The sequence below is a fragment of the Cytobacillus purgationiresistens genome (genome assembly GCF_030813235.1).
Taxonomy (GTDB): Bacteria; Bacillota; Bacilli; order Bacillales; family Cytobacillaceae; genus Cytobacillus; species Cytobacillus purgationiresistens.
This window is the reverse complement of record NZ_JAUSUB010000001.1, coordinates 483,081-493,383: the sequence shown is the minus strand read 5'-3', so window position 1 is coordinate 493,383 and position 10,303 is coordinate 483,081. Positions and strand designations below refer to the sequence as shown.

The window sequence follows — 10,303 nt, the reverse complement described above, 5'->3', positions numbered from 1 at the left end:
ACCGGTGTAGCAGGACCCGCTGGTGCAACCGGAGCAACCGGTGTAGCAGGACCTGCCGGTGCAACCGGAGCAACCGGTGTAGCAGGACCCGCCGGAGCAACCGGTGTAGCAGGACCTGCCGGAGCAACCGGAGCAACCGGTGTAGCAGGACCCGCCGGTGCAACTGGAGCAACCGGTGTAGCAGGACCCGCCGGTGCAACTGGAGCAACTGGTGTAGCAGGACCCGCCGGTGCAACCGGAGCAACTGGTGTAGCAGGACCCGCCGGTGCAACCGGAGCAACTGGTGTAGCAGGACCTGCCGGTGCAACTGGAGCAACTGGTGTAGCAGGACCCGCCGGTGCAACTGGAGAAACTGGTGTAGCAGGACCCGCCGGTGCAACGGGAGAAACTGGTGTAGCAGGACCTGCCGGTGCAACTGGAGCAACCGGTGTAGCAGGACCTGCCGGTGCAACTGGAGCAACCGGTGTAGCAGGACCTGCTGGTGCAACTGGAGCAACCGGAGCTACTGGTGGCGTCATAAGTTTTGCAGATTTTTTTGCTTTGATGCCTCCTGATAATTCAGCAACAGTTGCTCCTGGTACTGATGTAAGCTTTCCACAAGATGGACCAACTAGTGGAGCAGCAATAGCTCGTACTGGTCCTAGCACGTTTAACTTATCTGCAATTGGTACTTATCAAGTCTTATTTCAGGTAAGTGTAGACGAAGCAGGACAACTGATTTTAACTCTCAATGGCAGTGACCTAGCATATACGGTGGTCGGGCGTGCAACAGGTACATCTCAGATTGTTGGAATAGCTCTTGTAACTACCACAGTCATTAATTCAATTCTCACAGTTAGAAATCCTGCTGGCAATGCAACAGCATTAACTATCACTCCTCTAGCTGGAGGAACAAGATCTGTTTCTGCACACCTTGTAATCACTCAGCTCAGTTAAAGAAAAATTAGAATATCAATACTTTTTACAATAAGAGTTTGTACTGATCTTGCAAAATGGGGACACATTTAATATTCCCACTTGAATGCTAACTCCAAATACAATAGAGGTAATCATTCAAGTGGGAATGTATTCAAAACTTTTGGTTAGAGAACAAGAAAAATCGTTACATATCAGATGTTTCCTATGAAAAGGAAGCATTGACAGATAGAGTACCTCCTAAACATACATACAGAAGGTTTTAAAGGATAGTGAAATTCAAGTTAATTCGGGGACAGCATTAATACCCTCTTCCGCCCATAAAGGATGCTCCAACAATAATAAGCAGAATAAATAAAACAACAATAAGCGCAAAACCACCGCGATGTCCATATTCTCTTTCAACATACTCTGACATAAATTTCACCACCTTCATAAAGTTAATACATTGTATGGAGGTAGTATTATTTTGGAAATGGACAAGGGTTTAATTTAGAAGAAGAATGAATGTATTGCCTAAATAAATAGAAAAGAGCTCTTTTAGGCTCTAATCTGGCGAAGGGGAACAGCTTGTCAGTTTGATACCAATTTGGGAAGGTGCGTGAGGCACTTGAGAAATCCTCAACTAGTATTAAATAATATCTAGACAAGTGGAGAGCCGTATACATTGAGAGGTGTACGAACGGTTCGGAGGAGAGCGTTTGGAAACCTACCGTAGCAATACGATAAGGCGCTGGGCGCTTCTCCTACGCATTAAAAAAGAAAAGCCCATGGGGTGGCTTTTCTTTAAGAAAATGAAATGGCTAAGAATGTAACTATGTATCATATGTAGTAGTTAGGATGTTTGTTTGGGCTAAGTGTCTTTAAATGAGAAAAGATCCCTTTCAGGCTCTAATCTCTTGGCGAAAGTAATCACTCTTAAAAACGTTATGGGGTTGGTGTTGGTGCAAGATTGTTTTTTAAAAGCAAACTCAAGGAGAATAAATCATCTTGCCCAACAATGTTATTATATTTCCAAAAATTAAATGTATGCATAAAGCTCAAAAGTATATTATGGAGCGATGGGTGAAAAAATCGATCAAAGTCATTTAAAAATAAGATTTATTTTCCCCATAATTTTTTGGAGTCAATTGGTGCGATTTCTAGTCCATCTATTCGCTTGTGAATGATAGGATTTTTGAAGGGTGTATAGTCAAAATCCTTGTTAATTTTATTAGAACTACGAGCTCGCACATCAACACCTAAAATGCTTTGAATTTTTTTACTGTAAGACATCTAATTCTCCTCCTTATTTTTTGAATATTATTTGCCTTTGTTATCAAAAAAATTCAAGAAAAATATCAAATTTAAAACATTTACGAAGGAGGAATTAGGATGGAAAATATCGGCGTTAACAAGGAAACGTTAAAAATTAGGTTGAAGAATTAGGCTTCAACTATGAAGCTTTTTTACAGGTTAAAAGATTAAGTTCATTTCTTATTCATGCTTTGATAACTATAAATAAGTTTATCTAATTTCTGACTGCATTTTAATGTGTTTAAACTATTTATTCCTGTACTTTTAGATACATTTATCATCTCAAGTCTAAGCTCATTTATTTGTTCGATTAGTTTAATTATATTACAATCAATATTTTTCATAAAAATTCCCTTTTAATATAATATTTCGATTTGTGAATGAAATCCACAACCACTATTATGTAAAAGAATTTTTATACTGTACAGGCATTCGACAAAACATCCAAAAACATTACAATTTTCTTAGCAAACACAAGGTAGGTTTTGTTATTATAAATAATTCTCAGAGTGAAAGAATGATGCTGGTGTGGTACATGTCCACCGAAATGCACAGCAGCGCATTTATAGCCTTAAAGCAAAACCTTTTCAGGAACTTGATGACTGGTTTGATTCGTTCAGCTGCTTATGGGAAGAAAGGCTCGACAAAATTGAGGACTATCTAAGCAACATTCATAGAAAGGAGGATTATGACATCGACGAGTAGTTTTTGCTGTATGCTTCTACGGCACTAAAATAGCATTTAACACTAACAATGGTGGATCGTCATGAGAACAAAAACTAAGATTACCAGAAATCCCAAACGTCGAGAGCTCATCGTGGAACGTAAAGTGGCTATACCACGCAACCTTGCCTGGCAAGGCTGGACCAGGCGGGAGCATATCGTGCACTGGTGGGGACCTAGGGAATGGACTGCCACCGTTTACGAGATGGATGTAAAACCTGCTGGTGTATGGCGTTATAGTTTGACATCGAACGAAGAAATGGGAGAAAAAACTTACTGCAAAGCTATTTATCGAGAGGTTATCGAACCAACAAAACTCGTCTACACCGATACTTTTACTGATAAAGATTGGAACGTCGTTGAAGGCAGCGACATGTATACAACTGTTACTTTTCTGGAAGTTTCAGGAGGTACCAAGCTTTCTATCATTACCCATTTCGCTAACATTGAAGATCTAAAAGCAGCTGAAGGGATGGGCATGATCGATGGTTTCAAAGATACTATTGATCGACTAGAGGAATATCTCAGTACACATTTGTAAGAAGAAAGAGGAGGAATGAATAAATGCATATAGTTAAATCAAAAGATGGTACAAAGATTGCCTATGAAAAGATTGGAAATGGTCCCGCAGTTATACTGGTAGCCCCAGCCGTTGCTGACCACACCGATGCCGTACTGCTCGCAGAACGGCTTTCCATGTACTTCACAGTCTACAATTACGACCGTCGGGGTCGCGGTAAAAGCACCGATTCGACAACCTATGCTGTTGAGCGAGAAGTTGAAGACATTGAAGCTATTATTCAAGAAGCTGGCGGGAAGGTACATTTATTCGGAAGCTCATCCGGTGCCGTATTGGCCTTAGAAGCAACTAGTAAACTTGGTAACAAAGTAAACAAACTCTTTCTATTCGAGCCGCCTTTCATAATTAATGATGGCCGTGTCCCCGTATCAGCTGACTATGTACAACATCTAAATAAATTGATATTGGCTGAAAAGCGCAGTGATGCAGTTGAATACTTTATGACTGAAGCCATCGGTATTCCAGCTGAGTATCTCGAACCTATGAAAGCTGACCCATCTTGGGAATTTATGAAAAGCATGGCGCATAAATTGGCTTACGATGGCCTAGTTATGAGCGATACCCAATCCGGTAAACCACTTCCAACTGACCGATGGAATGTTGACATTCCAACATTGGTTATGACTGGTGAAAACAGTGAGCCATTCCTCCACGATGGTGCCAGAGCAATAGCAGATCTGTTGCAGTACGGCGAACATCGCATTTTGAGTGGTCAGGATCACTCGGTAGTTATGATGGCACCAGATGTTATGAGTACAGTAATAAAAGAATTTTTTATACAAAAGTAACGATTAAAAACAAACAAATTCAGAATGTAAAAGAAGAATGGTCCCAAAAGGTATAAATTATCGGTAACCAATTCTGATCTCAAAGATCAAAAAAAGAATAAAATAAACCTTAATAAAAATTTCTTCAGTTTTAGAGGGTCGTGCTGCGATCCTTTTTCTTTTGAACAAAATGGCAGCATTCCTGTAATAACTGAAAATGAGATTTGAGCATAAAAAGACCTCTTTCTCTCTTTTTGCGAGGTTTTACTATGAAAGGACAGTATTAAGAAAGCACATTGAATCGAAAATTATAATTAATAACAAAAGTGAAGGAGTTAAACGCATCCTTTACTTTTGTTATTGACGACAATTATTTCATCTGTTATGGTTATACACATAAGTATATAACCATATAAGGTTTGTGGTGTTGACAAAGAAAAGTGGTGAAGTAAATGAACAAAACCTTTAATCAAGACAAACCGATCTATTTGCAAATACGCGAGAAAATAGAGGATCAGATTGTTAATGACCAGCTAAAAGAAGGTCACCAAGCTCCTTCAACGAACCAACTCGTCAGCTTTTATAAAATCAACCATGCCACAGTATCCAAAGGAGTTAATCAATTGGTGGAGGAAGGGATTCTTTACAAGAAGAGGGGGATTGGAATGTTTGTAGTAGAAGGGGCTAAAAGCAAACTCTTACAAAAAAGAAAAGATGCGTTCGTAGACCATTATGTAATCGGCTTAGTTCAGGAAGCAGATAATTTAGGAATCAGTGAAAGTGAAATAGTTGAATTAATTAAAAAGGTGAAAGGTCGTGAGTTGAATTGACAGTTGATGTTGTTGTGAATAATCTCGGTTTAAGCTATTGGAACCATCATGCCTTGCAAAATGTTACGTTCAATCTTTCAGAACCGAAGATTTATGGTCTAATAGGGAGAAATGGGGCAGGAAAAACCTCATTACTATCTATTCTATCTTCATTCCGCGAACAAACAGAAGGTACGCTTACAATCGGCGGTGAAGAGCCTTTTGAAAATGCAAAGGTCATGCCATTAGTTAACTTCATTTACAGTAAAGATTATAAGGATGAATCTGAAAATGCTAAAAACCTTCTCAATGATGTTGAAAGATATAGGCCGAATTTTGATCGTGACTATGCAGAAAGTCTCCTCAAAAAGTTCAATTTGCCAGTAAATAAACCTTTGAAACAGTTCTCAAAAGGGATGCAGTCAGCATTTGATGTTGTTGCTGGATTAGCGAGTAGAGCGCCCATTACCATTTTTGATGAAGCCTATCAAGGAATGGATGCCCCGACACGTGAAATTTTTTATCAGGAAATTTTGGAAGATCAATCAAATCATCCCAGAATTATGGTCCTATCCACGCATTTAGTTTCAGAGATGGATTATTTATTTGATGAAGTATTAATTCTGCATAAAGGAAAACTTTTGCTTCAGGAAGAGTATGAATCGCTTATCACAAAAGGTGCTTCAATCACAGGAACTGCTGAAGAGGTGGATGACTTTGCACGTGATCTGAAGCAATTGAGTGTACAGCAATTAGGTGGTACTAAGGCTGTAATGGTTTACGGGGAACTTGATGAAAATAAAAGAAATGAGGCACAACAGAGAGGTCTCGAAGTTGGACACATTTCACTTCAAGATTTATTCATTCACTTGACTGGGGAGGACGTCTGATATGTATCGTAAGTATTACCTAAAAGTAACGACAGATATGTTTTGGATGCAGTTTTTTTGGGCACTCAGCTTTTTGGGGGTTATGTTACTTATTCATGTAATTAAAATAATCGCTTCAATGTTTAATGAGGATGATGTAAGTACATTTTTCGCTTTGAGCTCTATTGCTTCGAATATATTTATGCTTGTCATCGGAATTATCTCTTCATTTGGTTTTATAAAGTACTATGTAGGCCATGGAATCACAAGAAAAGATTATTTTTATGGTGCCGCTGCTGCTTCAGTTGGCCTGTCAATTATTCTTCCGATGATTTCAGCACTTATCACATATATGGTGTCATTTATCATCAATTTTGCTAACTTATCTATCGTTTGGGAAGCATATAAGAACGAGAATATAGATCATGGAGGAAATATCATTGTAGATATTGTTCAATCTATAGTTTTGACACCTATTATAGAGCTTCAAAGTAATCCAATATTAGCCTTATTCATTTTTTCAGTGAGTATTTTAACGTATTACATTGTTGGATGGTTAATTGGAGCGACATTCTACCGCTTTGGAACAATTGCAGGCATTGGAAGTATTGTATTGGGGATATTAGTTATTTATATCGAAGAAATACTAATGAATTCTGGCTTAGGATTTGCGATATATCACTACACATATAATCTACCGTTATATTTATCGGTATTAGTTCTGCTTGTAATATTAGGAATTGTCCTTTGGATAATTCGCCAGGTTACCAAAAGAGTAGCTATAAAAATATAATATGAATGCACATGGCGTTAATCCAGTAAGGGATTAACGTTATTTTAATTGTAACGAAGATGGCAGTTTTATTATATTTTTGCTTTATTTGATCTGTTCATGGCAAGGAGTTGGTACGTATCCAGTGGGATAGTCCAGTTGATTTCTCATTACTTGAGAAAATGATTGAGTTTAATATTTTGGATAAGGCAGATTGTTCAACTTTTTGGGTGAAATAGAAAAAATAGGATAGACCTTAGAGGCTCTTATTTGCGTTTTAAGACCATTTTGACATGCCTAAAAAATTGAAAGGGCTTGAGTAAATAATGGGCTACTGCAGCAGTATTTTTTATGGACTAAAGTTTCAGGTTAGCATTTGATCACTGTACAATCAGATTAGGAAGAAAAAATTCGCGTTAAAGAATTTTATTGCAAATAATATCGAGCTTAATAAAACCAACAATGAATAAATATTCTAAAATAGAATTGAATATAATTAATATAGGCTACTGTTAAAAACTTTTAAGACAGACTTTATTTTTCATTATAGTGGAATCGCTTTGTCTGGTTTGGTTCTAATTGGTCAAGTTTCTAAAGAAGGAATTGAGAATTAGCTATCGAATTAAGTGGTAAGTATGAAGGAAATGTCGGTGGATAGATTTGCGATATATAAGCAACAGGAATAGTGGGGAATGATAGATTTAGAGAATAATGCTTCTATTGCTGAACAAACGCTGAAAATCATAAAATTAAAAGAGAGAGGATAGGGCTAGCAGCATGAATAAAACTGGAAAGCGTACTTATTATGGCTGGTATATTGTAATTTCAGCATCGTTGATCGTTTTACTGAGCATGGGTTTGCGGATGGGAATTGGTCCTTTTGTTAACCCAATGATATTAGATCTGGGGGTCTCAAGAACTGAGTTTTCCGTGATCATAGCAATCGGCATGATTGTATATGGTTTAGGTATGCCCTTAGCAGGATGGCTAATAAAACTGTACAGCACACGTTTCGTGCTGATAACCGGTCTCCTCATCTTTTGTGCATCTGTATTATGGACAATAAACGCTAATGGAATGATTTCATTCCTTCTTTCATTCGGAATTTTGTTATCAGTAGGTCTTTCATTTTTAAGCAATATTACTTTGGCGCCAATCGTTAGCAAGTGGTTCGTAAAACAAAGAGGCAAGGCGCTTTTTTATCTGTCTACGGGCGGTATGGCTGGAATGGCTGTTATGACACCTGTTGAAAACACACTCATCCATTATTTCGGTTGGCATCAGACCCTTCTTTTATTATCTGGCGTTTTCATTTGTGTCGTCCTTCCATCCGCGATTTTTATTATGCGCGAAAACGTCCCTGAGGGGGCAGATGGCGTTGTAACTCGAGGAAGGGTTCATAATCAAGACATTCAGGAAAAATTAACTTGGAAGGATGCTGTGAGGACTCGAGCCTATTGGCAAATCGTCATTGGGTTGTTTGCCTGCGGTTTTGGAATGAATCTCATGGGAACCCATGCAGTCCCAATGCTCATGGATCATCACTTTGAGCCTATGACAGCTTCATTCGGATTTGGCCTGATTGGCATTGTAGCTATTTTTAGTTCTTTATTCTTAGGATCCATCGCTGACCGCTATCCAAGAAAGAATATACTATTTTGGGTCTATTTCGTCAGAGGAATGGGGATTCTTGGCTTAGTATTCGTGGAAAGTCCATGGCAGCTCTTTTTCGTGTCAGTAACAGGAGGATTGGTATGGGCAGGTTCAATCGCTATGTCCTCTGCGATATTAAGCGATTTCTATGGAGTACGTTTACTAGGGATATTAAATGGATGGGCTTTTTTCGGACATCAAATCGGAGGAGCAATCGGTTCTTTCATTGGCGGATGGGGGTATGAGACCTTCGGAACCCATGTCATTGCCTTTGGAGCAGCTGCTTTCGTTTCAATTATTGCCAGCATTGTATCTTTTCGTCTGCCTGAAAAAATCACGTTTGCCAAGTATATTAAAGATGAAGTGCAGTCCCTATCAAAGTAGTGATTAATAAGATCGACAACATGCATTAACAACGAAGCAGAGTCCAAATCATATGGACTCTGAATTCGTATGCAAATTTGAGAAGTAATGCCAAGTTTTTTATAAGGAGACATGGAAGAGGGGGCTGTAATCAATGACAAACTCAATTATAAAGGTTTTTCTGTTCTTGGTTTAGTTGGATCACAATTCGGCTCTGTAGTGTTAGCGGACTGAGCAAGTTTTATTAAGTAATAACATTCTTCCCTTGCCATATGGTCAGCCATTAAAGCAGAGAATGTCCCCAAGGCTTGGTCAGTTAATTCCATTTCCTCCAGTTCTGTTAAGAATGTCTTAAATAATTTCATTTCTATTTGAACGTCACTATTAAACCTGTCTAAGGCAGGAAATGATGAAACATTAGCTCGCAAATAGCCAGTTAGTTCGACTGCTTTTAAATAAAATTGATCAAAATGTTTATTAAAAATATGACTTTCTTTCTTTAGTTTCTTCTCTGTTCCATCCATTTGATCATTGATTGCACCTGCATGACCGGATGCATCCAAAAGCCATAGCAAGTGGTGATGCAATTCATGAAATATTGGAGGAACTTCCTTTTGTTTCAGATAACTCAAGACTAGCTGATACTCCTCAAGCTCATTGACCATATGATTGATAAAAGTGGGGGGAAGATGGATACCAATTTCACCTGCCAATTGGCGTTTGAGAATAGAAAGCTTAAAAGCTTTTAGTTGTTGAACAGCATCTTCTGCAGCATCAACCAAAGGAATGGCGTTAGCATCGCTTACAGGTCTTGCCTCATTTAATAGCTGATCAAAATAATTAACAAATTCAGTAGCCAATTCAATATCTTTCTTTTCTGATGGATATAGTGAATCCCTTATAAATCTAGAATGGTCCCCTAAGACCTGAAGCCAGAATTGATGTTCAAAAGCAGCAGACTTTATATAATCATCCAATTGTGTTCAGCTCCTTTAATCATACTCGATTGATTTTATTCTTCACTGGATTCATTTATACATTTCTATGGTGGAGACCGTTGTTAGAAATACCGACATTAACTGGAAGAGGGTTTATACAGAGGATTATACTAAGGAAAGAATTTAAAACAATTACAGGTTTACGATAATAAAGCGCTAAAACCAAGCTACCGGTTTATTAATCAAAAAAAATAAACACCTAAGTATTAAGTTTCAATTGAAGGAGAAAAAATAAAATCTTTAGTGTACAAAGATAATAAAGGGTTTAAAAATTCTTATTATACTTACGGGGCAGCATTCCTGTAATAATTGAAAGTGAGATTTGAATAAAAAAAGGCCTCTTGATAAGTTGAATGTGTCCGAAGCTGGCCAGCTAGGGAGGGCAAATACATTTAATTTGACGCCTCTCATGAAATATAACCCAAATCATAAAGTTAGCGCAAATTACTTCTAAAACATTAATTATTAACATTGATACCGCTAAGTATAATCAGATAGCTAGAGTACAAGATTATCGTGGAATGCAACTGGGATCCACATGCTTTTTGTTAATAATCA

The 10,303-nt window shown here is 38.1% G+C and carries 11 protein-coding genes and 1 pseudogene; 8 read left to right on the top strand and 4 right to left on the bottom strand.

The genetic code is table 11. The features are described from left to right. Positions 1 to 936: autotransporter outer membrane beta-barrel domain-containing protein (locus J2S17_RS02470; RefSeq protein WP_503128661.1), on the top strand; the 936-nt coding region annotated here is incomplete at its 5' end. Between the two features lie 280 nt (positions 937 to 1,216). On the opposite strand, the gene J2S17_RS02465 is transcribed toward J2S17_RS02470, so the two are convergent. From J2S17_RS02465 to J2S17_RS02455, 3 genes are all read right to left on the bottom strand, one after another. Beyond that, a complete protein-coding gene (locus tag J2S17_RS02465; RefSeq protein WP_307471544.1) occupies positions 1,217 to 1,333 on the bottom strand; it encodes a YjcZ family sporulation protein in 117 nt (38 codons plus the stop codon). Positions 1,334 to 2,016: 683 nt separating this feature from the next. Then, positions 2,017 to 2,190 (bottom strand): hypothetical protein, encoded by a 174-nt coding sequence (locus J2S17_RS02460; RefSeq protein WP_307471542.1) that lies wholly within the window; start codon positions 2,188 to 2,190, stop codon positions 2,017 to 2,019. 194 nt (positions 2,191 to 2,384) lie between these two features. Continuing rightward, complete coding sequence (locus J2S17_RS02455; protein WP_307471541.1) at positions 2,385 to 2,555, bottom strand: aspartyl-phosphate phosphatase Spo0E family protein; 171 nt, start codon at positions 2,553 to 2,555, stop codon at positions 2,385 to 2,387. Between the two features lie 422 nt (positions 2,556 to 2,977). On the opposite strand from J2S17_RS02455, the gene J2S17_RS02450 reads away from it, so the two are divergent. The 7 genes and pseudogenes from J2S17_RS02450 (at position 2,978) to J2S17_RS02420 (ending at position 8,768) form a co-directional block, all read left to right on the top strand. Next, entirely contained in the window at positions 2,978 to 3,475 is a 498-nt protein-coding gene (locus tag J2S17_RS02450; protein WP_307471539.1) for an SRPBCC domain-containing protein, read from the top strand. Positions 3,476 to 3,498: 23 nt separating this feature from the next. Beyond that, positions 3,499 to 4,302: an alpha/beta fold hydrolase gene (locus J2S17_RS02445; RefSeq protein ID WP_307471537.1), complete on the top strand. Its 804-nt coding sequence runs from the start codon at positions 3,499 to 3,501 to the stop codon at positions 4,300 to 4,302. A 431-nt stretch (positions 4,303 to 4,733) separates the two neighbouring features. Then, a complete protein-coding gene (locus J2S17_RS02440) occupies positions 4,734 to 5,111 on the top strand; it encodes a GntR family transcriptional regulator (RefSeq protein ID WP_307471535.1) in 378 nt (125 codons plus the stop codon). Then, the gene (locus J2S17_RS02435) at positions 5,108 to 5,980 is read left to right on the top strand and encodes an ATP-binding cassette domain-containing protein (protein WP_307471534.1); all 873 of its coding nucleotides are present in this window, start codon (positions 5,108 to 5,110) and stop codon (positions 5,978 to 5,980) included. Before J2S17_RS02440 ends, J2S17_RS02435 begins: the two co-directional genes overlap by 4 nt. 1 nt (position 5,981) lies before the next feature. Further along, positions 5,982 to 6,752 (top strand): hypothetical protein, encoded by a 771-nt coding sequence (locus tag J2S17_RS02430; protein WP_307471532.1) that lies wholly within the window; start codon positions 5,982 to 5,984, stop codon positions 6,750 to 6,752. 98 nt (positions 6,753 to 6,850) lie between these two features. Then, positions 6,851 to 6,970: pseudogene (locus tag J2S17_RS02425) on the top strand (iron chaperone); the annotation flags it as partial. 538 nt (positions 6,971 to 7,508) lie between these two features. Continuing rightward, entirely contained in the window at positions 7,509 to 8,768 is a 1,260-nt protein-coding gene (locus J2S17_RS02420; protein WP_307471530.1) for an MFS transporter, read from the top strand. 146 nt (positions 8,769 to 8,914) lie between these two features. On the opposite strand, the gene J2S17_RS02415 is transcribed toward J2S17_RS02420, so the two are convergent. Beyond that, on the bottom strand, positions 8,915 to 9,724 hold the full coding sequence (locus tag J2S17_RS02415; RefSeq protein ID WP_307471528.1) for a DUF2935 domain-containing protein: 810 nt from the start codon (positions 9,722 to 9,724) through the stop codon (positions 8,915 to 8,917). Positions 9,725 to 10,303: the final 579 nt, after the last annotated feature.

What these genes read in the sequence shown, in the direction of transcription:
- J2S17_RS02465 (WP_307471544.1), bottom strand. Translation starts at nt 1,333, where the DNA reads ATGTCAGAGTATGTTGAAAGAGAATATGGACATCGCGGTGGTTTTGCG.
- J2S17_RS02460 (WP_307471542.1), bottom strand. Translation starts at nt 2,190, where the DNA reads ATGTCTTACAGTAAAAAAATTCAAAGCATTTTAGGTGTTGATGTGCGA.
- J2S17_RS02455 (WP_307471541.1), bottom strand. Translation starts at nt 2,555, where the DNA reads ATGAAAAATATTGATTGTAATATAATTAAACTAATCGAACAAATAAAT.
- J2S17_RS02450 (WP_307471539.1), top strand. Translation starts at nt 2,978, where the DNA reads ATGAGAACAAAAACTAAGATTACCAGAAATCCCAAACGTCGAGAGCTC.
- J2S17_RS02445 (WP_307471537.1), top strand. Translation starts at nt 3,499, where the DNA reads ATGCATATAGTTAAATCAAAAGATGGTACAAAGATTGCCTATGAAAAG.
- J2S17_RS02440 (WP_307471535.1), top strand. Translation starts at nt 4,734, where the DNA reads ATGAACAAAACCTTTAATCAAGACAAACCGATCTATTTGCAAATACGC.
- J2S17_RS02430 (WP_307471532.1), top strand. Translation starts at nt 5,982, where the DNA reads ATGTATCGTAAGTATTACCTAAAAGTAACGACAGATATGTTTTGGATG.
- J2S17_RS02420 (WP_307471530.1), top strand. Translation starts at nt 7,509, where the DNA reads ATGAATAAAACTGGAAAGCGTACTTATTATGGCTGGTATATTGTAATT.